This is a genomic window from Geodermatophilus sp. SYSU D01106 (genome assembly GCF_054049995.1).
The window spans coordinates 26,354-47,364 of record NZ_JBJGYM010000005.1; the positions used below are offsets into that span (position 1 = coordinate 26,354).

The window sequence follows — 21,011 nt, forward strand, 5'->3', positions numbered from 1 at the left end:
TCCCGGTCGTGGTCGGGACCCGGTCGTCACACGCGTCCCACGCCGTCCCCGAGCGCGTGGAGCAGCCCGGTGGCGACGCCGGCGCCGCGGGCGACCACGACGCCGTCGCGCACGAGCTCGCCGACGGGCTCGCCGGGGGCCGGGTCTCCCGCGAAGCGGAGGCGCAGGTGCTGCTCGACGACGTCGGCCGCCGTCGTCATCAGGGTCGGCGGGCCGGGGACGGAGTAGTCGTTGCCCTCCCAGACGTGCCACACGCCGCTGACCCGGGTGAGGCGGGCGCCCATCCGGTGCTCGTCCAGGTGCACCTCGCAGCGGTCCTCGTCGACGGCGAGGACCCTGACGTCGCGCAGCCGGTCGAGGAGGGCGCGCGTCCCCTCGTCGACCGGCGGCACCCACCCCGTCCGGCCGACCCGCGGCGGCTTGGCCCACAGCTCCGCCGGCGTCAGGGCGGCGAAGCCGGAGAAGGCGCGGGCGCCGTGCAGGTCGGCGAAGGTGGCCCGCAGGCGGCCGTCCTGGCGCACCTCGACGCGGCCGTCGCCACGCTGCACGCAGGCGAACCGCCAGGCATCGGGGTGCCGGTGCACCGAGGAGCCGAAGCGGTCGGCGATCAGCAACTCGACCTCGGCGAGGTCCCGCGCCTCCATCTCGAACCACTGCCGCCCCCGGTCGAAGCGGTCGACCTGGTAGGTCCCGTCGTCGCGGCGGAAGACGACGGTGCGGGCCTCGACGTCGCCGAGGTGGATCTCGCGTCCCTGCTCGACCACGACCGTCGCCCCGTGCTCGATCAGGAAGCGGTACCGCTCGACGAGGGCGGTGAGCTGCGGGTCCGGCGTCTGCACTCGTCTCACGCTACGGAGCGATCCGTATCCGCTCTGGCGTGTTGTTAGCAAGTCTGCCTAACCTCCGGCGGCCGGCACGCGGCCGGCACGTGACCGAGGGGGAAACCGGATGCGGAAGACCGTCACCACGGTGGCACTGGCATCAGCGCTGGTGCTGGCCGGAGGGACCGCCGCGCAGGCGATCACGGGCAACTTCACCGACGACACCGAGCACGACTACGTCGGTCTCGCCGTCTTCTTCGACGCCGACGGCAACGCCACCCACCGCTGCTCCGGCAGCCTGCTCACCGACACCGTCTTCCTGACGGCCGGGCACTGCGTGACCCTGGACGACCAGGGCACCGTGGCCACGAGCGCGCGGGTGTACTTCGAGCAGGACGTCCAGGCGCTCGGCGGCGCCTACCCGTACGACGAGGACTACGGCGTGACGTCGTCGGAGATCTACTCGTACGGCTACACCGGGCTCGGCAACATCCCCGAGACCAAGGACGCCGGATTGATGATCCTCGACCACCCGGTGACGGCCGTGTACCCGGAGATCACCGAGTACGCCTCGCTCGCCACCGCCGGTTCGCTCGACAGCTACAAGCGCTCACACCCGGGCAACTCGGCGACCACGACGATCTCCGGTTACGGCGTGCAGGAGAGCAACGGCAGCCAGACCAAGCAGGTCGCCTACCGCGAGCGCCTCACCGCCGAGAGCTTCATCATCGGGCTCAACGGCACCAACGCCGGCGGCTACAACGTGAAGCTGTCGACCAACCCCGGCGGCGGCCGCGGCGGCACGTGCTTCGGCGACTCCGGCGGCCCGGTCCTCGTCGGCGACACCGTGACCGCGGTGAACTCGTTCGTGATGAACGGCGCCTGCGCGGGGACGGGCTTCGCCTACCGGACCGACACCCAGGACGTCATCGACTTCATCCTGGAGAAGGCCGGCGACGAGGCCGGCGAGATCGACTTCGTAACCCTCTGACGCAGTCCTGACGGGGCCGTCCCGCCGCAGCGTCGCGGCGGGGCGGCCTCGGTCGTCAGCGGCGGTCCCCGCCGCGCAGGTCAATGATCTCCGCCGCGGGAAGCCGGGAACCGGTGGATACGACCCGGTGCTGAACCTGGTCCCACAACTCCTCGTGAGTCGGCCGGCTCGCCGACTCGATGAGGCGGTCCCGGACGTAGCACTGGAGCGACTGCCCAGCCCGAGTGGCGCGCGCGAGTAGCACGGCATGAGTCCCGTCGGGGACGTCCGGGATGGCGATGGACACCGTCATGCACGGAGGGTGGCAGGTCCAGCAGCAGTTCGGCAGCGGCCCTCGCGCTCGCCGCCGACGGGAGCACGCTAGCCGCCACCGCCGAGTGCCCCGGCGAGGGCTCGTCGCGGCTCTCCTGGCTCCTCGGCTGAGACGCCGGCGCCCCGGTAGCGCGTGGCTGCCGGGGCACCGCGTCGGTCAGGTGGCGCCTACTCGCTCGCGCCGGCCTGTCCCTCGTCCTCGGTGCGCCGACCGAACGTGCGCGCGGCGATCCCGCTCGAGAGCCGGCCGGTCACCGACCTGGCGAGGTCGAAGGTCTCGCTGCCGAGCCGCTTGCCGGCATCCACGCCGTCCGCTCCGGTCTCCAGGACACGATCCCTGAGCTCCGCGGCCGCATCCGTCCACGCCCTCGCCTCCAGCGACTCCTCGCGGGACTCGATCCCGAGCCGTCCGTGGAGTGCGGTGATGGCGGTGACGACGTGCTCGCTGGACTGCACGACGGCCGGGGACGCCACGGGGTTGAACAGCACCTTCGTGTTGGCGGTGGCTGCTGCTGCGGTCATGCGGCCCAACAGGCGCTCGGTGCTCTGCGCGATTGCGTCCAGCCGCTTCTGCCGGACCGCTCTCAACCCCAGGCGGTGCCCGTCCAGGTCGTCAGGAGCCACCTCCAGGACCCGGTCGAGCTCGATCACGGCCACGGCGTCGAGGAGCTGGAAGCAACGAGCCAGGACCCCGAGCCAGGACTCGACCTTGGTCTCGACGTCCTTCGTCGCCTTGGCGAGGTCGCCGACCTTCGCCTTGCGCTCCACCTTCTCGGCGAGCGCGTCGAGCTGCCGCAACGCGTACGCCTGCGTTCGCGCGATCGTCGCCGGCGCGGCCTGGACCTTCGACCAGGTCACCTCGTTGACCCGACCCCCGTGTTCGCGGATGGTCAGCGCCTCGTCGATGTCGAAACCCACGCCGACCATGTCGGCCACGACCGCGTCCTCCTGGGCCCGGAGTACGTCGTCGAGCTTCTCGTCGATGGTCTCGAGGTAGTCGGTGACCTGGTCCATGGCCTGCTGCATGGCGAGCTGCGTCATGACCCCCGCGGCTCCGCTGAGGACCGCTGGGTTGGCGGCCTTCGCCCCGGGCCCCTGTGCGATCTGGATCCACTTCTTGATCGATCCGGGGTCCCCGACCATCGCGTGACTGACGCCCGGCGTCTTGGTCGGCGTCAGCCCGTGCTTCGCGATGAGATCTGCCGACTGCTTGGTCAGCTTGACCCAGCGCCCCGACTCCTCCGCCACCTTCGAGCCGGCATCCACGAGCGCGGCTGCCCGGCTGAGCACACTCCCGAGCCGGGGCAAGTCACGGGACCCGTACGCCAGCTTCTCGGAGACGAGGAAGCGCTCGACCGCCGCCCGGTCGCCGATGACCGCCAGGCCGTCTCCGTCACTGATCAGCTGGACCTCGCCGGTCATCGTCGTCTCCAGGTCTCGAGGTTGCGGAACTGTGGGGTAACGAGACCATCGGGCGCGGCGCACGGCGCTCAAGGTCAACGCGCCGACCGATCAGCACACATGTGTCTGAGGCGACGGGAAGGGTCTGGTGAGACGCGCGAGGATCAGATCATGAGCTCACGCGCCGACCGTCCGATCCTGCTCCTGGACGTCGACGGCGTGCTCAACGCGCCCCGCCGTGAGCTGCCCGCGGGGTGGCGGCAGGGGTCGTTCAACGGGTACCGGCTGGCGTGGGACCCGACCATCACCGCCCGGCTGCGGGAGCTGCACGAGTCGGGCCGGGTGGAGATCCAGTGGCTGACCACCTGGGCCGGCGACGCCGACCGGCTGCTCGCCGAACCGATGGGCCTGCCGCGGGGGCTGCGCGTGCACGCCCGCGCCGGCGCCGCGCCCACCGGATTCCTCGGCATCTTCGGCGGCGGCTCGGGCTGGTGGAAGCTCACCGCCGCGCAGGAGGTGGCCGCGGCCGAGCCCGACCGGCGGATCGTGTGGATCGACGACGACCTCGCCGAGCAGGCCGACGACACCGGCGACTGGCTGGCCGCGAACCCGCACGTGCTCGTCGTCGCGCCGGACCTCTACGTCGGGCTCACCCACGAGCAGCTCGACCGGGTCGAGGAGTGGCTCGGGTAGAACGACGGGCGTGCGCCGCGCCCCGCTGACCGGTCTCGTGTGCGTGGCCGTCGCGCTGGCGGCGTGCGGCTCGCCGTCGACGGCGGCTCCCCCTGCGACCACCACCTCCACCGCCACCGCCACGAGCGCACCGGCCCCGGACATGTCCGCGGAGTTCGCCGCCCTCGAGGCACGCTTCGACGCCCGGCTCGGCGTCTTCGCCGTCGACACCGGCTCGGGGGCGACGCTCGAGCACCGGGCCGACGAGCGGTTCGCCTACGCCAGCACCATCAAGGCGCTGGCGGCCGGCGCGCTGCTGGCGCGGACGTCGCCGGCGGACCTGCAGCGGCCGGTGCCCGTCACCCCCGCGGACCTCACGACGGCGTACTCGCCGGTGACGGAGACCCGGGTCGGCGGGAGCATGACGCTCGCGGAACTGTGCGATGCCGCGGTGCGCTTCAGCGACAACACCGCGCTCAACCTGCTGCTGCGCGAGCTAGGCGGCCCGGCCGGTCTCGACGCGGCGCTCGAGGCCGTCGGCGACGACGTCACCGAGGTCGCGCGCACCGAGCCCGAGCTCAACAGCGCCGTCCCCGGCGATCCCCGCGACACGACGACGCCCCGCGCGCTGGCCGGGTCGCTGCGCGCCTACGCGGTGGACGGACCGCGCATCGCCGAGGAGGACCGCGCGCAGCTCCTCGACTGGCTGCGGCGCAACACCACCGGTGACGCGCTGATCCGCGCCGGCGTGCCCGCCGACTGGGACGTCGGCGACAAGACCGGCACCGGCGCCTACGGCACCCGCAACGACGTCGCCGTCCTCACTCCGCCCGGGCGGGCGCCGATCGTCCTGGCGGTCATGTCGAGCCGGGACGAGCCGGACGCCCGCCACGACGACGCGCTCGTCGCGGAGGCGGCGCGGGTCGTCGTCGCGGGACTCGGCTAGTGCTTGGTGAGGACGGCGCCGTTGACGCGCGGTGAGCGGGCGAGCTGCTCGTCGCGCCAGCGGTCGACGCCGTCGCGGGTGACGTCGAGCTGGGCCTCGAGCACCATCCCGGTCGCCCGCGACTCGGCCTCCAGCGTCCGCGCCGCCCGTGCCTCGGCGGCCGCGAGCGCTGACCTGGCCAGCACCTCGGCCTCCTCGTACTCGGTCTGCATGCGCAGCCGCACCCGCTCCTCGACCTTCTCGTCGCCGAGGGCGAGCAGGCGCTCGTAGAGGGACGGCGGGGCGAGCGCGAGCATCGTCTTGAACAGGATCGGCAGGCACTCGATCGCCGTCATGAACCAGAACAGCAGCCGGTGCGCCGTCGCCAGGGTCGGGTTGCCCTCCTCCAGGCGGGACATGGCGGTGAGCCGGGCGAGGATGCCGTCGCTGTCGTCGACCGCGGCCTCGTGCGCGGCGGCCTCGGCGGCGAGCCGCCGCTGCAGCGAGGTGACGTCGGCGCGCAGGCCGGCCAGCTCGTTCTGCTGGTCGACGGTCTTCTGCGCCTCCTCGCCCTGCAGCTGCTCAAAGGTCTGCGCCTTGAGCGTGTCGAGCTCCGCGGCGAGGGCGTCGCGTTCGGCGCGCAGCCGGTCGCGGTCGGCGCGGCGGGCGTCGGTGGCCGGGCCGAACCCCTGGTCGCCGGTGCCGCCGGTGCCGTCGATCTCGGCGTTGTAGGCCGCCTCCGCCGCCTCGTAGCGCGCGGTCACCTCGTCGAGCCGGCGCTGCATGTCGACGACGGCGGGGTCCTCGTCGACGTCGGCCTGGGTGACGCCGTCGGCGAGGTCGGCCTCCAGCTCGGCGATCCGCGCCTGCTTGTCCTGCAGGTCCACGGTCCGGCTGTCGGCCTGCATGCGCTGGTTGAACTCGTCCTCGGCCTCGGCGGCCATGACCTCCACCTCGGTGGCGACCTCGGCGCTGAAGACGGCGAGCGTCAGCGGCGTGGAGACGACGGCGCCGATGAGGACGGCGAGCACCACGCGCGGCAGCGCCATGGCCAGCGTGCTCCACCACCGCTTCAGGCGCGGCGAGGAGACGACCAGCCAGCGGTCGAGGTTGAGGATGACCAGCCCCCACACGAGGCCGCCGACGACCGCGACCGGCACCCACAGGTGCAGAGCGATGTGCAGGGCGTAGCTCGCCGAGACGACGGCGAGGCCGGCGGTGGAGAGCAGGACCGCACCCATCGCGACCTGCTTGCCGCGCTCCTTCGGCGCCTCGCGCAGGACCTCGCGGTTGGCGCCGGCGACGGTGAGCAGGTGCTCGCTCAGGGCGGCTCGGCTGAGGGACTTCACCGGGGGTCCTTCCGGGTGGCGCGGCGCAGGCTGTCGACCAGCGAGCCGGGGACGCCGACGAGCCGCGGCGACACCTCGATCCGCGGGTGCAGGGCGTCCTGGGTGGCCCAGAAGGCGTCGAGCCGCTGGGTGACGGGCGAGGGGGCGCCGACGGTGGCGGCGACGTCGGCGTGCAGGGACACCGGCGGTGGCGCGGCGACGGTGGGCAGGTCGAGCTGCGGAACGGCCACCGCGACGACGACCGGCGTGGCCGCGGGCGTCGTCGAGAAACGGTTGCGGCCGGTGACCTCGATGCGGCGGCTGGCGTGCACGGGGACGAGCGCCTCGCCGCAGGGCGGGTGGCCGCCGCGGCCGTCCACGACGACGTCGCGGGCGTGCTCGAAGCACCAGGTGACCAGCACCGCCGAACCCGGGCGGACGATCGTGTGGCTCACCGAGAGGGCGCGCAGGACGGGCACCTGGGTGTCGGAGGCGCCGGCGTCGGCGGCGATACCGTGCCGGCAGGCGAGCAGCTGCGGCTCCTGCTCGGTCGCCGTCCGGCCGGAGGCGGCCTCCTCGCGCCAGTCGCGGATCCAGCGGTCGGTCCACGGCAGCGTCGAGTCCCGCCGCTGCGGCGGGCGCGGCCCGCGGGCGGGTCCGCGGCCGCCGCCGGTGTCCCGCCAGGCCTTGGCACGCAGCCAGGCGAGGAGCAGGAGGAGGAAGAAGGACCAGAGGAAGGCCTCGGCGAGGTCCTTGAGGAAGCCGGCGACGCGGTCGGCCTCGAGCGAGCCGCTCCACTCGGTGTTGTTGCTCAGCGCGACGAAGCCGGCCAGGAGCAGGACCGCCGCCCACCCGACGACGAGCGGATCGCGGCGCAGCGGCTCCCGGAACACGTCTCCCCCACCTGCGGGACGTCCCCGCCGTCAGCACACCCTCGGACCACCGGAACTCGATCGGATCGAAGTTCCGGGGAAGTCGTACCGGCCGGGGCCGACGGAAGGCACGGTGTGCTCACCCGTCCGGGTCAGGCGAGCGATGGCCTACACGAGCAAGTGCGAGCGACCTCACGGGAGCTGATCACTGCGGACCGGTGTGCCAGTGTCCTCCGCTCCGGCGCGAGGCCGTCCCACCGCGTGTGAGCGCACAGTGGGACGGCCTCTGCCATGTCCGGCCGTGGAGGACACTGCGGACACCGGTCCGACCGGTTGGTCAGGCGGTGAGCACCCCGGCACGTGCGTAACGCTCCGGAACGGTGATCAGCTCCACGTCGAAGACCTCACACACGCGTCGAAGGCGCTCACCCCATGCGGCGGTCTCGGCTCGGTACTCGGGGACCACAACGGCAGCACGGCAAGCAGTGTGATCGAGACCGAACCGGTCGAACCACGGCGCCAGGTGGACCGCCTGCCGGATGAAGTGGCGGTAGAGGACGGCCTGCCCGACCGCATGCCGGTAGTAGCCGGCCACCCCCGCCGACCCCTCGGTCTTGAGCTCAAGCGCCCACGGAGTGGAGCCGTCCCGCAGGAGCGCATCGAGGTAGCGGCCTGCGTTCGAGGCCGTCCGTCCCCAGCGCGTCGGGAACTGGCTACCCCAGTTGACCCTCTGGTCGTTCAAAGGCTGCAGGAGCTCGAGTCGACCCGTCGATGCGTGTACGGGCACCAGACCTCGCAAGACTCTCGCCTCGAGGGTGTGCTCCTTCTGCTTCGCGGGCTGGTCGGTCAGCGCCTCGTTCCAGGCGTCGGCGAAAGCGTTGATCGCGGCTGCGGCTCGGGCGACGGAAGCGTCCTCGTCCGTGACCTGCAGCATCCCCTCGGGCACGGTCGAAAGCCAGGTGGTGCGCTCCGGGCCGCTCCTCCCGTCGTAGTCGCGACCGACGTCGAGCCGCCCTTGTCGGGAACCGACCTGGGCGACCTCCAGCCCCTCGAGCCGGAGCGACCACCAGTTGGTCTTGGTCAGCATCGGATACGCGCGGAACTCCTCGCGCGGGACAGCCGCAAGTAGTCGGGCGACGAGCGCCGGCGGCTGCTCTCCGAGATTCAGCAGATACTGGCGCCACTCCGTGTACCGGTACTTCTCGTGGTCGCTCAGGTCGTCGAGCCCGCCGCCACTGATCGGCAGGACCTCGCCTCGGCTGGTCAGTCGCTTGAGGACGACGGAGAACGGTGCCTTGAGCTGCGCCGCCAGGGTCCTCAGGGCCCCTTCGGCTTCGGTGTCCGGATCGTCCTGGACCAGGAGGAGCACGACCTCGTCCGGGGCCACGGCCGTGTCGTCGAGGACGTCGGCGCCGTGGAGATGGAGGTCGACGAGGTCAAGTAGGCCTTCGATCTGGTTCTTGGTAGTCGTCCCCACAGCGACGGCACGCTTGCCGTCGTAGACGCACCGGATGACGGTGTTGTTCACGGAGTTCCGACGGTCGGCCCTCGGGTCGACGGCCGTTACGCCGCGGACTCCGTCCAGCAACTCAGCGACGGCTGGTCTTGCGGACATGCGACTCCTCGATGTGTCTCAGTGCTCGATCGAGCTGACCTGCCGCGTGGACCTCGGAGGACCGGCGCGGCCTGCCGATGTCAGTCCCCGGTCGGACGGACGTTCTCCAACGCCCACTGGCTGGGTTCGAGGGTCGTGGCCTTGTACGGGCACTTCCTCCCCAGCAGGTCGGTGTAGGCAGCGGCCGCCTTCTGAGCCGCGGACATGGCCGCTTCAGCGGGGTCCGTCCCCTTGCCCTTGTTGCGGTACAGCACCCCGTAGAACATGGCGCCGAAGACGGTTGCCTCGTGCCAGCCGATGTTGCTGGTCGTCCCGATGTAGGTGATCGGCCCCTGGAGCACGTGCTCGAAGGCACGCTGCCAGGGCGCCGTAGCGGTCCTGCAGCCATCTGCGAAGACAGTCGATGTGCGGATACCTCGTCCCAGTCGGACGACGTCATCAGCCAGCCTGTCGAGTGAGTAGGACGTCCGCTGGTCACTGCTCTCGAAGGTCGGGCCGGCGTCTCCGTAGGCGCCACCGTGTGCCATGACGTGAAGCACGTGAGCCGGCGCGGTGAAGGCCATCCCCACGGTGAGGAGGTCCCGCGAGCGCACGAACTCCACTTCGACGATCGGGCTTTCGGCGCCCGCGTTGATGTTGTGCAGGGTCGCCTGCACGAAGGACATGGAGGCGTCGAACGCAGGATCGAGGCCGATGTCCACGAGTCGCACGACGCGGGGACGCATCGGCCTGCGGACACTCGGCGTCTCGGCCGGCATGGGCTTCGAGGACATGGACGCCCCTTCCGTTTTGTGGGGACGCTCCGAGAGCGTCCGCGGCATGCCGCCTGTCTCTATCGGCAGGGACCGGGCGCAACGCAGATCAGCCACATGAGCACCCGCGGCTGCGCCTAGAGACGAAGACGGCACCTGGCCGGTTCGACTCAAGTCAGGACGGCGATCGATCATCCGGATCGACGACCGGACGCCCGGCTACGACGCGGTTGGCGCTCTGCCGGGCTCAACCGGTGGAGGTCAGCCGTCGGACGACCGCCTCGCCGCCGACGCCGCGGATCAGCTCCAGGTCGCCGCAGACGATCAGCAGGTCGCGCGCACGGGAGAGGCCGACGTAGAGCATCTCCCGCGCCCGCGCTTCGTCCCGGAAGCCGTTGACCGCGAGGACGACGGCCGGCCGCTCGAGGCCCTTGAACCCGAGGACGTGCCCGTAGAACAGGTCGTCGCCTTCCCAGAAGGTCTTCCAGTAGGCGTCCTGGCCGTCCTGTTGCCGCTCCACCTGCACCGGGTGCCGGTGGTAGGTCGTGAGCAGCGCGACCGCCTCGTGCGGCCAGCCCTCCTCCAGTAGCGCCTCGGCGGCGTCGTCGGCCGCGGCGACGGCGTCCTCACTTGCGCACGGGATGAACCGCACGGGCACCCCGTTGCCCCCGCGATTGCGCATCTGCGTCGGCGTCAGGCTGCCGAACGTCCCGGCGATCTGCTTGGTGTTCCGCAGGTTCTCGTTGAGGTTGAACGGGATCAGTTCGACGGTCGGCCGGCCCTGGCGGGCGAACACCCGCTGGCCCTCGTCGGCGAAGACGTAGAGCCGGCCGTCGTCCGGCGAGCGCAGCGCCGCCACGACCGCGGGCCACCATCTCTCGGCGAAGTCCTGCGCCTCGTCGATGACGACGGCGTCGAAGCGCTCCTCCTCCGGCAGGGCGCCGGCCAGGGCGACCATCCGGTCGGGGAGCCGGTGCTCCCAGTAGCCGCTGTCGTCGTCGCTACCCGGCGGCACGCCCCAGTCGATGCCGAGCCCGTGGAAGGTCCCGACGTAGGCCGGGCGCTCCTTCGGCCGCCAGGTGGCCACCCGCCGGCGGAGGAACTCCGCGAGCCCCCGCGAGTAGCACATGACGGCGACCCGCTCACCGCTCCGCGCCAGCCGGCGGGCCTTCTCGAGCGCCAACCAGGTCTTGCCCGAGCCCGCTCCCCCGCGGACCTCGACCCGCCGGATGTCCTCGAGCATGTCGAGCACGCGTGCCTGCTCGCGGGTGAGCAGGTCGCACTCGGACTCGCGCTCGTGCAGCTGCGCGAGGAGGTCCTGCTGCGGGATGCCGACACCGGCCAGGCAGTCGACGAGGACCTCGACGTCGTCGATGGTCGGGGGCTCGATCTCGGTCTCGCACTGCCGCAGGGCGGACGCGACGAGCGCCGCCGCCCGCCCCAGGTCGGTGCGGTCGATGACCGCACAGCGCGGTGCGTCGGGTGCGGTGAAGTTCTCCGGGAGGACGGTCGCCGGCAACGCGACGAGGTGTGCCATCCGCGGGTCACCGGCCCGCCACCGCCGGTCCCGACGCAGGTAGTCGCGCAGCAGGTACTTGCAGCGGACGGCCTGGTCGACCGGGCGGATGCGCCGGCTCTCCCCGTTGCTCGCCTGGCGCCACTCGGCGCCCTGCAGGGACACGCTGCCGCCCTTGACCTCGACGACGGCGATGCCGAAGCCGGGCCAGGCGACGATCACGTCGGCCTCGCGGTCTTCGCGCCGGTCGCTGAAGCGCTGGCCGCAGAACAGGACGGCGTCGTCGGGCAGCTGGTCCCGCAACGCCTCGGCGAACTGCCGCTCGGCATGCGACTCGAAGACCGGCTCGGCCGGGAAGACCCGCGCCGTCATGTGCACCCCCGTGACCGCTGTGGAACTCACCGGAGGATCGCAAGAACCCCCGACATGATGTGCCGGACACGCACTCGGCTGTTCACCGGTGCACCATCCGCCTCGTCAGTCGGCCAGGCCCGCGCGCCTCGCATCTGCCGCCACAGTGAGTCTGGCGAGTCCCGTCACCCTCCCCGCATCTCGACCTGCAGGTCCACGACGCCGTAGCGGTATACCAGGTCCCGGTCGTACTGGCCGAAGGCCTTGCCCTTCGACGGCTGTATCCGCCTCGGCAGCGCAGCACACAGCTGCTCGAATGTCGAACCAGTCCGCCAACCGCTGCGAAGCGACACGTTCGCGCGCTGCCGTGAGAGCCGACCCCTTGCTGTAGAGGGGCGCGGACTGGAGCAGAGCCATGAGTCGCAGCGCGGCTCGGTCGGGCTGACCTCGCACGTGGGCGACCTGCTGCGGAAAGCCGGCGTGCCCGGACGGCTGGCCGAGGCCTAACGAGCCGGCTCAGGCTAACCGCGCCCGGAGCCCAGTCGCCCGGGCGACCGGTTGCGCGACCGCGCTGGACACCGCCGCAGCCGACCCAACGACGGTCACCCCCGACTTGGCGCGGGTGACAGCGGTGTAGAGCATCTCCCGCGTCGCCAGTGGGGACGACGGCGCGGGGAGCAGCACGGTCACCCGGTCGAACTGCGACCCCTGGCTGCGGTGCACCGTCAGCGCCCGCATCGGCGCCACCGCCCCGAGCCGGCCCAGCGGCACCTCGACCGGATCCTCCGGTGATCCGAAAGCCCCGACCAGGTCGCCGCCGCGAGCCACGACGACGCCGGTGTCCCCGTTGAACAGGTCGTTGTCGTAGTCGTTGGCCAACACGATGAGCGGCAGCCCCGCGTAGCGGCCGTCGCGCCGGGCCTCGACGCCGACGTCCTCGGCGACCCAGCGCTCCACCAACCGCTCCCAATAGCTCACGCCGCGCGGGCCGCGCCGGTGCGCGCACATGAGCCGGTGCCGCTCCAGGCCGGCCAGGGCCGCGGCGGCGTCCCCCGCCCGCGCCGCTTGCACCACCGTCCGCGCGTGGTCGGTGACCTCGGCGCGCAGCGCGGCGATGGGTGCGCCGGTCAGCGGCCCGTCGTCGGGCACCTCGAGGAACTTGACGCCGTCCGCACCGCTGCGGAGCACGCCGAGGGCGGCCGACCCGTCGCCGGCCCGGATCCGGTCGGCGAGCGTGGCGATCGGCCCGCCGTCGGCGAATCGGTGCACCGTGCGCAGGAAGCCGATGCCGTCACGGACCCGCGCGCCCGCGGACTCCGGCACCACCTGCCCACCGGGCCCGACGTCGTGCGGCACCGCGGCCCGGAGCCGCTCGGTCAGCGCGGCCGTGCGCCCTCCGTCGGCGTCCGCGGTCAGGTCGGCCAGCACCGCGCCGGCCTCCACGGCCGCCAGCTGGTCGGGGTCGCCCACGATCACGAGCTGGGCGGTGGGCGGCAGGGCATCCAGCAGCTTGGCGAACAGGGTCAGCGAGACCATCGAGGCCTCGTCGACCACTAGGACGTCGAGCGGGAGTGGGTTGTCCCGCCCGGGCGCGAACCGCGGCACCCGGTACCCGAGCTTCAGCAGCCGGTGCAGCGTCGAGGCGGTCATCTGCCGGAGCAGGTCCCGGTCGGCGTCGGCCAGGTGCGGATCACGCTCCGCCGCCTGCTGCATGGCCTCCCTCATGCGGGCCGCGGCCTTGCCCGTGGGGGCGGCCAGCGCCAGCCGCGGCGGCGCGCCCGGTTCGGCGAGCTCGCGGAACGCGGCCACGAGGCGGGCGACGGTGGTCGTCTTGCCGGTGCCCGGGCCGCCGGCCAGCACCGAGACCCGGGACAACACGCACGCCGCCGCGGCCAGTCGCTGGTCGTCCGGCGCGGTGCCCGGCCACAGCCGGGCGAGGACGGTCCGCAGCCGCGTCAGGTCGACGTCCGGCGCGTGGGCGGCCCGGCGCAACAGGTCGTCGGCTACGGCGACCTCCTGGCGCCAGTACCGGTCGAGCCACAGGGCTCCCCCGGCCATCCGCAGCGGCCGGCGAGCGTCATCGTCGGTGGCGACCAGCGGACTGCCGGCGACCACGGTCAGCCAGCCCGCCGGCTCGGGCCAGGGCAGCCCGGCGGCGGCCTCGGCGCCCTCGGCGGGGACGGCGGTCCGCGGGGCGTCGGCCAGCGGCAGCATGACCGACCCCTGCCGCGTGCTGCGGACGACGAGCGCCGCGGCGAGCAGCACCTGCTCGTCGGACTCCTCCCGCAGCCGGCCTAGCCGCTGCGCCACGTGCACGTCCGCGGCGTCGAGCACGCCGGCCCGGTTGAAGGCGCCGAGCAGGCCGGACGCCCGCAGCGCCAGCCGGGACTCTAGGGCGACGGTCATCGCGTTCCCTCCGCGAGCAGGTCGGACAGCTCCTCGATGACCGACGCCGGTGGCTGCCAGGACCACACGCCGGGGACGTCGCCCTCCGGCGCGCTGCCGGGGACCGATCCGCACATGCCGCGGAGGAAGAGGTACAGGACGCCGCCGAGGTGCTCGGCCGCCACGTAGTCCGGCTGCCGCCAGCGCAGGAAGCGGTGCAGCGCCACCTGGTAGAGCAGCGCCTGCAGCGGGTAGTGCGCGGCGATCATCGCGGCGTCCAGCGCGGCGGGGCGGTAGTGCCAGGCGGTCAGTGGGACCGCGGGATCGGCCAGCCGGTTGGTCTTGTGGTCGACCACCACGTACCGCGGCTGCGCGCCGTCCGTCACGCGCAGCACCGCGTCCAGCGAGCCGGTGAGGAACCCGCGCAGGCGCTGCCCGGCCAGCTCCCGGGCCCCCAGTGCGGCGGGATACGCGGCCATGCGATCGTCTGCGGGCAGCCGGTCGCGCAGCAGCGCGGCGACGTCGCCGAGCCGCACTTCGGCTCCGATGGTGTCCCCGCCTGCCAGCGCCAGTTCGAAGTCCAGCTCGGTCAGGACGTCCCGCGCCGGGAAGTCCCGCAGCCGCCGACCGCCCGCGAGCGCGCCCAGCGGCGTCGCAAGCGACGGCTCCAGCGCAGCGGCCAGCTCCTCGGGGAGCGGCCCGCCCGCCCGGCCCGCCAGGTGCCGGCCGGCGGCCGCGCGCAGCCGCTCCCCCGAGTCGCCGTCGGCGGTCAGCACGTCCTCGAGGACGGCGTGCACCAGGGTGCCAAACGCGGCGCCCCCGGCCAGGTCGGCCATCGGCGAGGGCAGCTTCCGCAGCCCCTGGTCGGCGGTGTGCGCCGCGCCGTCCTCGGCCGGGACGTCGTCGCTCTCGTCGTCCTTCCCGGTCACCTCCGGCTCGGTGACGATCGCGGCGGGCCGCTCGTGCACCCGCCGGGTCAGCCCGGTGTAGGAGGTCCGCCGCCAGTCGGGATCGACGGTCCGCGTCAGCACGGCAGCGGCCAGGTCGCCGTCGTCGCTCGCCGTGGCGGCGCCGGCCTCTCCGCCGGCTCCGCCGTCGCTGGCGCTGAACGGCACGACCTCGACCCCGCCGGGTGCGGCGTTCGCCACGGCCTGCAGCCGGGTCAGCGCGGCGGCGTCCGCGGGCACGGGCACCTTTGCGGGGACGTCGACGGCGGGGGTCGCGGTGAAGATCAGCCGGTGCAGCGGGCTGGTCCCAGTCGAGCGCGCCGGGACCCACCACAGGACGAGCCTCGAGACCGCGCGGGTGGCAGCCACGTACAGCAGCCGCAACTCCTCACCGGCGCTGTCGTCCTTCTCGGCCTGGCATGCCGTCGTGTAGTCGGCCGAGCCCTTGCCCCCGACGTGCCGAACCCGCCGCCCTGCGGCGTCGTGCAGCCGGGGCAGCTTCTGCCCGTTCCCCCCGCCAGCCGGGTCCCAGCCGAACGGGACGAAGACGACGGGGAACTCTAGGCCCTTGCTCGCGTGGACGGTCACGATCTGCACCGCGGCCGCGTCGGTGTCCAGCCGCCGCGCCCGCTCCTCGTCCTGGTCGTAGCGGGCCTCGTCGACCCGGGCCCGCAGCCACGCCTGCAGGCCGCTGAGCCCCAGTCGCGACCGCGTCGCCTCGGCGTGCAGCGCCTCGGCGACGTGCCGCCGGTCCGTGAGCAAGCGCTCGCCGTCGGACCGGCCGAGCAGGCGGACCGGCAGCTGCCGGTCCGCGCAGGCTGCGGCGAACAGGCCGGCCACGCCGCGGCGGGCGAACACCTGCTCCCAGCTGCGCAACACGTCGGCCAGCTCGTCGGTGGCCTCGCTCCCCCGCTCGTCGATCTCGGCGGCCGACCAGCCGAACCACGCCGTCAGCGCCAGGCGGCGCACCAGGCCACGCCGGTGCGGCGCGCCGAGCGCCTCGAGCAGGAGGAGCCAGTCGTCGGCGGCGTCGGAGGCGAAGACGCTGAACAGGCCGGTGAGCACCGAGGGCACGCCGCGGGCGAGCAGCGCGTCCCGCACCATGACGGCCTGGACGCCGGTGCGCACGAGGACGGCGACGTCGCCGCAGGTCAGCTCGCGCGGCCCGCCCGTACCCGACCGGGGCTGGATCGTGCTGCCGGAGTCGAGGACCCCCCGCACCTGCGCGGCGACGTCCGCCGCCACCGCCCGACGGGCGGCCTCGGTTTGGATGCCGTTGCCGCTGACGAGCGGAACTGTGCCGTCGCGCTGCAGCACCCGCAGCTGGACCGGCCGGTCGTCCACCGGCTCCAGCGCCGTGCCGGTGTGCCCGGCGCGGACGGGGCGCACGACGATCTCCTGGTCGCCGAGGGCGGCCCCGCGGAAGATCGTCTGCAGGCCGTCGAGTAGGCGCTGGTCGCTGCGCCAGTTGGTGCCGAGCGTGGAGTGGGTCCCGGCGAGCTGAGCCGCCGCCAGGTAGGTGCGGACGTCGCCGCCGCGGAAGCCGTAGATGGCTTGCTTCGGGTCCCCGATGAGGACCAGCGCACGGTCGTCACCAGCGTCGTGGAAGGCGAGCCGGAACACCTCCCACTGGACTGGGTCGGTGTCCTGGAATTCGTCGACGAGGACCACGCGGAAGCGGTCACGCAGCCGGTCGCGGGCGGCCTCCCCGGTCACCGGGGCGGCGAGCGCGTCGCGGGTCCGGACGAGGAGGTCGTCGAAGCCCTGCACCAGGAGTGCACGCTTGCGCCGCTCGGTCTCCGCCCGGACCGCTTCGGCGAACTCCACCCGGAACCCCTCAAGGGAGCCCACCGGCGTGTTCGCGGGCGCCAGCAGCGCCTGGGGGTCCTCGAGCGCGGCGGCCCGGGCGACGGCGCGCGCGTCCGGATGCGCAAGGCCCATCCCAGGCGCGTCGATCATCATGCGCAGGTAGACGTCGTCGCAGACCTCGTCAACGAGGTCGCCCAGGTTCTCGCGCAGCGTCGTGCCGGTGTCCACGTCGGCGACGACACCGAGCCCGCGGAGGGCCTCCGCGCAGAACTGGTGGATGGTGGCGATCGTGGCCGCGTCGTAGTCCGCGAGCGCCACGGTGAGGCGCTCGCGGCGCTCCTCCACCTCGGCGTCAGAACCACGGGCCAGGAGCGCGACGACCTCCTCCTTGGACCCTCGGGCCGCGGCAGGGTCGGCGAGCGCGTCGCGGGTGACGGCCAGCCGCTCGCGGATCCGGGCGCGCAGCTCGCTGGTGGCCAGGCGGCCGAAGGTGACGACGAGCAGCTCGCCGAGGCGCGCCTCGCCCTCGGCGACGAACCGGGTCACCAGGGCGGCGATGGTGTACGTCTTGCCGGTGCCTGCGCTTGCCTCCAGCACGGTCGTACCGGTGGGCAGCGGACCGGACAGGTCCACGGGTACCACGGTCGGGACGGCGGTCATCGGGACTCCTGCTTCTCGTGCGCGAGCAGCGGCTCCCACACCGTGCGGGCGAGGCGGTCGAAGTCGGTGGGGCCGGTCGTGCCGGGGTCGAGGGCGCCGGGCGGCGCAGTCCACTCCTCGAGCCGCTCCAGCGGGGCGGCGGCCCCCCATGCGAGGACGTGCGCCTCCTCGGCGTCCTCCTTGTCGTAGCGGCCGCTCACCCAGCACTCCTCGGCCGCCTTCCGGGCGGCGGGCAGGTCCGCCGGGTTGCGCCGGCGGGCCGCGGCGTACGCCTCGCCCGTGGCGATAGGCAGCGGCAGCGGAGTGCGGCGGCCGGCATCCCGCAGGCGCACCAGCTCGGCCAGCGCCGTCCGCGCGGTCTCGGGATCGACCGGCCCGAGGGTGACGACGGTGAGCTGCGGGTCCTCGCCGCGGCCGACGACGACCGCCCGCCACGGGCGGTCGGGCTGGGCGACGGTGAGCGCGAGCAGCTGGGCCCATGCCCGGAACCGCTGCTTGGCACGCACCCTCGAGTAGATGACGCTGACCACGGTGTTTCCGTGGACGCCGCGGACCGCGCCGGTCAGCCGCCGGCCGTCGGGGAGCGGGACGTCCACGTCGACCGTCTCCGCGGTGCCGGTGCGGACGTCGCTGCTGGCGGCCAGCAGTCGGTCGACGACGGCGCAGGTGTCGGCCAGGTCGCCGTCGCCGAGCGGGGACGGCGGCAGCGCACCGCGGGCCCGCTCCAGCACGCGGGCCGACTCGGCGTCGAGCCCCCGCAAGCAGTCCTGCAACACCCGGTCGCCCATCCCCCAGCGGTCGAGCGCGTCGAGAGCAATCGGCAGCGCATCATCGGGGAAGTCACCCGCCGAGGGCAGGACGACGTCCAGCCGCTGGCGGAGGAACTCGCGGGCCGGGTGCTGCCAGAACGACACGAGCCGGTCGAGCGCGACGACGTCCTCGACCTCCTCAGGCAACGGCCCGTCGAGGAGGTCCGGCTCATCGGCGCGCTCCGCGTCGGCCGCCTCCGCCGAGGCCAGGGCCAGGGCGTCGAAAGAGAAGGGGCCCGGCCGGCCGAGCGCGCCGGGTCGGAAGTTCCGCCGGTCGAACGGCTGGAGGGGGTGCTGGACGACGACCGCGTCGCGCGCCGGCCCGCCGTCGGTGGTGACGACGAGGCCGTCCAGGGCGTCGAGCAGCTCGCCGAGCGGAACGGCGGGCGGCAGCTGCGCGCCGGTGCGGACGTCGGAGCCGCAGTAGGTGACGACCAGATACTCGCCGGCGGCACACAGCGCGTCCAGGAGCAGCTGGCGGTCCTCGCTGCGGGGGTCCCGCTCGCCGAGGCAGGGGTCACGCAGGAGCAGGTCGTCACCATCGACCGGGGCCGGCCGCGGGAAGGCACCGTCGTCCATGCCGAGCAGGCAGACGACGCGGTGCGGCACCGACCGCATCGGGGTCAGCGTGCAGACGGTCAGCCCGCCGGTGCGGAAGCCGGCGGTGGTGGGGCGGGCCTGCAGACGGGCGCCGACGAGGGCCGTGAACTCGGCCAAGCAGATCTCCGCGGTTGAGTTCACAGCGCTGTCGCGGAGCTCGTCGATGACCCGGCGCAGGCCGGTTGCCTGCCAGGGCTCGTCGGCGGGGACGTCGGCCAGCGCGGCGACGGACCGCTCGAGGAGGTCGCCCCAAACGCCAGCAGTGTGCCGGCCGGCCATCCGGATTACGGCGTCGTCGAGCCGGTCGACGAACTCGGCGAAGCGGCCGGCCAGCTCGATGGCCGCCGAGTCGATGCCGTCGATGGGCAGTGCGGTGCCGCAGAGGCCGCCGTCCTCATCGAGGGCGACGCCGGCCAGAATCCGGTCGACCCCCGTCCGCCAGGTGCCGTCCGGGATGTCGCCGAGCGACCAGCCGTCGCGGTGATCGGCGTCCAACCCCCAGCGGACACCGGCGGCCACGGTCCAGTCGTGCAGCCGCTCGAGATCGTCGTCGTCGAAGCCGAAACGCTCCCGCACCGGGTCCGCGCCGGCGAGGTCCAGAACCTCGGTTGCGGGGATCCGGCCCGCGGCCAGGTCGAGGAGGTCGGCGGCGACGCCGAGGAGCGGGTTGACCATGCGCGGCGAGCGGTCGGCCATCGACACCCGCAGCGTGCTGCCGGGATGGCCGTCGTCGCCGAAGGCAGCCTCGATGAGCGGCGCGTAGGTCTCGACGTCGGGGCACATGATCAGCACGTCGCGCGGCTCGAGGCCGGACACGTCCTCCAGCAGGCCGACGACGACCTCGCGCAGGACCTCGACCTGCCGTGCTCGGCCATGGCAGGCGTGCACCTGCACGGAGCGGTCGTCGGGCTTGAGCTCGACCGGCTGCGCCGGCCGGTCGTCGAGGGACAGCGACGCCTGCAGGTGCTCGAGGAGGGTCTGCGGCTTCGCCCGCCGGGCCGGCGGGTGGTGGACGTCGCTGGCGGGGTTCAGCGCGGAGAGGCGGGCCTGCATCTCGCGGACGTCGCGGGAGAGCGAGGCCAGCAGCGGGCTGTTCGTCCGCACGCGCAGGTCTGCCCTGCGAGGGCCGGTGTGGCCGCTCTCGCGGACGGCGTTCCACAAGGCGGGGCTGGCGGCGTTGACCCAGAGGTGGACCTCGCGGCGGTCGGCCAGCGCGTCAAGGACCTGGAGGTTGGCCGCGTCGAGGCGGCTGGCACCGAAGACGCTGATCCGCTCCGGCAGACCGGCGACCTCGGGCCGGCGGCGCAGCTCGGCGCAGGCGCCGTCGAGCAGCTCGGCCGGGGAAGGCGCGGCGACCCGCTCGCGGAGCCGGCGCCAGAGCTCGGGTTGCCAGCTCAGGTCGGCGGGCGCGGTGTCATCGCCGGCGTGCCAGGCTTTGATCAGGTGAGGTCGGGCCGCGGCGTAGCCGGCGAAGCGCTCGGTGAGGCGGTGGGCGACCCCGTAGCGGCGCTCACTGGGTGAGCCATCGGCCGTGGTGAGGTGAGCGCGGAGGGCGGCGCACCAGTCGCTCCCGCCGTTCGGTGCTTCTAGGAGAACCTCGTCGAGGACGTCGAGCATCGACCACACGACCCGGCCCGGCTGCCAGGCGTCGACGGCCCTCCGGTGCTCGTCGCTGGCCGCGGCGATGACCCGTAGCAGCAGGTCGTCGGGGCGGGGGAACTCGACGCGGGCGCAGATGCCGTCCTGCTTGCCGGTCGCGCCGAGGTGGGTGGCCAGCTGCTGGGTGATCCACCGCTCGATGCCGCGCGCGGGAACGGCGACGACGTCCGGTTCGAAAGGGTCCTGACGTGGGGCGGCCAGCAGGTGGACGAGGGTGTCGACCAATGACTGGGCGCTCTCCGACCGGTGGAGGTGCAGACCTGCCATGCGTCGTCAGCTCTTGTGGTCGAGCGGGTGCCGGGAGGGCTGGCCGTGGCAGGGCACGGCGGCGAGGTCGGACATCCGGGCACGCTCCAGGGTCGCGGCGAACGAGTGGGGCCCCAGACCTCCTGAGGTACTGAGACGCCACCGTCTGTCATCGGCAGCGCGGCTCGTGAGCTTGACTTCCATCAACCGGAAGGGCTTCCTGGATCAACAAGAAGTTCGAAGTCAACGCCGCACACAACCCGCAGCCACGGCCGGCCGGATGAAGGAGGACGCCGCCCGGCGGCGCCGCTTCGAGCAGTTGCTCGAACACGTCTACGGC

The 21,011-nt window shown here is 73.3% G+C and carries 14 protein-coding genes; 3 read left to right on the forward strand and 11 right to left on the reverse strand.

Features of this window, described 5'->3' with window-relative positions; all coding sequences use genetic code 11:
* Nucleotides 1-26: 26 nt before the first annotated feature.
* On the reverse strand, nucleotides 27-839 hold the full coding sequence (locus ACI78R_RS07055; RefSeq protein ID WP_457040139.1) for a hypothetical protein: 813 nt from the start codon (nucleotides 837-839) through the stop codon (nucleotides 27-29).
* 130 nt (nucleotides 840-969) lie between these two features.
* Between ACI78R_RS07055 and ACI78R_RS07060 the strand changes: the two genes are divergently transcribed.
* Complete coding sequence (locus ACI78R_RS07060; RefSeq protein WP_457040140.1) at nucleotides 970-1,812, forward strand: trypsin-like serine protease; 843 nt, start codon at nucleotides 970-972, stop codon at nucleotides 1,810-1,812.
* A gap of 55 nt (nucleotides 1,813-1,867) precedes the next feature.
* Here ACI78R_RS07060 and ACI78R_RS07065 read toward each other — a convergent pair whose 3' ends face one another.
* Together ACI78R_RS07065 and ACI78R_RS07070 are read right to left on the reverse strand one after the other, a co-directional pair.
* Complete coding sequence (locus ACI78R_RS07065) at nucleotides 1,868-2,104, reverse strand: FitA-like ribbon-helix-helix domain-containing protein (protein ID WP_457040141.1); 237 nt, start codon at nucleotides 2,102-2,104, stop codon at nucleotides 1,868-1,870.
* Between the two features lie 188 nt (nucleotides 2,105-2,292).
* Nucleotides 2,293-3,546, reverse strand: a complete 1,254-nt coding sequence (locus tag ACI78R_RS07070) for a hypothetical protein (RefSeq protein WP_457040142.1) — start codon at nucleotides 3,544-3,546, stop codon at nucleotides 2,293-2,295.
* Nucleotides 3,547-3,696: 150 nt separating this feature from the next.
* Here ACI78R_RS07070 and ACI78R_RS07075 point away from each other — a divergent pair, with 150 nt between their 5' ends.
* Both ACI78R_RS07075 and bla read left to right on the forward strand, forming a co-directional pair.
* The gene (locus ACI78R_RS07075; RefSeq protein ID WP_457040143.1) at nucleotides 3,697-4,218 is read left to right on the forward strand and encodes an HAD domain-containing protein; all 522 of its coding nucleotides are present in this window, start codon (nucleotides 3,697-3,699) and stop codon (nucleotides 4,216-4,218) included.
* Between the two features lie 10 nt (nucleotides 4,219-4,228).
* Nucleotides 4,229-5,143, forward strand: a complete 915-nt coding sequence (bla, locus tag ACI78R_RS07080; RefSeq protein ID WP_457040144.1) for a class A beta-lactamase — start codon at nucleotides 4,229-4,231, stop codon at nucleotides 5,141-5,143.
* Here bla and ACI78R_RS07085 read toward each other — a convergent pair.
* From ACI78R_RS07085 to recC, 8 genes are all read right to left on the reverse strand, one after another.
* Nucleotides 5,140-6,471: a DUF4407 domain-containing protein gene (locus ACI78R_RS07085; protein ID WP_457040145.1), complete on the reverse strand. Its 1,332-nt coding sequence runs from the start codon at nucleotides 6,469-6,471 to the stop codon at nucleotides 5,140-5,142. The genes bla and ACI78R_RS07085 overlap by 4 nt on opposite strands.
* Entirely contained in the window at nucleotides 6,468-7,343 is an 876-nt protein-coding gene (locus ACI78R_RS07090) for a hypothetical protein (RefSeq protein ID WP_457040146.1), read from the reverse strand. Before ACI78R_RS07090 ends, ACI78R_RS07085 begins: the two co-directional genes overlap by 4 nt.
* A gap of 316 nt (nucleotides 7,344-7,659) precedes the next feature.
* Entirely contained in the window at nucleotides 7,660-8,850 is a 1,191-nt protein-coding gene (locus ACI78R_RS07095) for a hypothetical protein (RefSeq protein WP_457040147.1), read from the reverse strand.
* 167 nt (nucleotides 8,851-9,017) lie between these two features.
* Entirely contained in the window at nucleotides 9,018-9,638 is a 621-nt protein-coding gene (locus ACI78R_RS07100; RefSeq protein ID WP_457040148.1) for a hypothetical protein, read from the reverse strand.
* 298 nt (nucleotides 9,639-9,936) lie between these two features.
* Nucleotides 9,937-11,607 (reverse strand): NERD domain-containing protein, encoded by a 1,671-nt coding sequence (locus tag ACI78R_RS07105; protein WP_457040149.1) that lies wholly within the window; start codon nucleotides 11,605-11,607, stop codon nucleotides 9,937-9,939.
* A 465-nt stretch (nucleotides 11,608-12,072) separates the two neighbouring features.
* The gene (recD, locus tag ACI78R_RS07110) at nucleotides 12,073-13,962 is read right to left on the reverse strand and encodes an exodeoxyribonuclease V subunit alpha (RefSeq protein WP_457040150.1); all 1,890 of its coding nucleotides are present in this window, start codon (nucleotides 13,960-13,962) and stop codon (nucleotides 12,073-12,075) included.
* Nucleotides 13,959-17,357, reverse strand: coding sequence for a UvrD-helicase domain-containing protein (locus tag ACI78R_RS07115; RefSeq protein ID WP_457040151.1), 3,399 nt, complete (start codon nucleotides 17,355-17,357; stop codon nucleotides 13,959-13,961). Before ACI78R_RS07115 ends, recD begins: the two co-directional genes overlap by 4 nt.
* On the reverse strand, nucleotides 17,354-20,692 hold the full coding sequence (gene recC, locus ACI78R_RS07120) for an exodeoxyribonuclease V subunit gamma (protein WP_457040152.1): 3,339 nt from the start codon (nucleotides 20,690-20,692) through the stop codon (nucleotides 17,354-17,356). Before recC ends, ACI78R_RS07115 begins: the two co-directional genes overlap by 4 nt.
* Nucleotides 20,693-21,011: the final 319 nt, after the last annotated feature.

Bases quoted from the DNA above. Each gene is read 5' to 3' on its own strand.
- recD (WP_457040150.1), bottom strand. From the start codon at position 13,962: ATGACCGTCGCCCTAGAGTCCCGGCTGGCGCTGCGGGCGTCCGGCCTG.
- ACI78R_RS07065 (WP_457040141.1), bottom strand. From the start codon at position 2,104: ATGACGGTGTCCATCGCCATCCCGGACGTCCCCGACGGGACTCATGCC.
- ACI78R_RS07075 (WP_457040143.1), top strand. From the start codon at position 3,697: ATGAGCTCACGCGCCGACCGTCCGATCCTGCTCCTGGACGTCGACGGC.
- recC (WP_457040152.1), bottom strand. From the start codon at position 20,692: ATGGCAGGTCTGCACCTCCACCGGTCGGAGAGCGCCCAGTCATTGGTC.
- ACI78R_RS07070 (WP_457040142.1), bottom strand. From the start codon at position 3,546: ATGACCGGCGAGGTCCAGCTGATCAGTGACGGAGACGGCCTGGCGGTC.
- ACI78R_RS07115 (WP_457040151.1), bottom strand. From the start codon at position 17,357: ATGACCGCCGTCCCGACCGTGGTACCCGTGGACCTGTCCGGTCCGCTG.